Source organism: Pseudoalteromonas sp. S3178 (assembly GCF_005886985.1).
GTDB classification, from domain to species: domain Bacteria; phylum Pseudomonadota; class Gammaproteobacteria; order Enterobacterales; family Alteromonadaceae; genus Pseudoalteromonas; species Pseudoalteromonas carrageenovora.
Map to the genome: position 1 here is coordinate 1 of NZ_PNCW01000507.1, position 289 is coordinate 289.

1 protein-coding gene is annotated in these 289 nt (G+C 46.7%); it reads right to left on the minus strand.

The genetic code is table 11. The annotated features are described in order from the left end of the window. Nucleotides 1-289: ATPase, T2SS/T4P/T4SS family (locus CWC11_RS21960; RefSeq protein ID WP_502704829.1), on the minus strand; the 289-nt coding region annotated here is incomplete at both ends.

Genomic DNA, 289 nt, shown 5'->3' on the forward strand with positions numbered 1-289 from the left:
TACTTCTTCTAAGGTTGTTTGACCAGCAAGTACTCGCGAACAGCCATCTTGTCGGATGCTTGGCGTACGCTTACGAATATACTTCTCTACCGCTTGCTCACCTTTACCGTTATGAATAAGTTCACGGATAGGCTCATCAACGATGAGAAGCTCATGAATACCAGTACGACCTTTGTAACCATTGAAGTTACACTCTTCACAGCCGACTGCACGGAAGATTTGCGTGCCACTGTCTTTGGCCACCCCCAGCAGTTCACATTCTCGTTCATCCGCTAAATGCGCTTCTTTA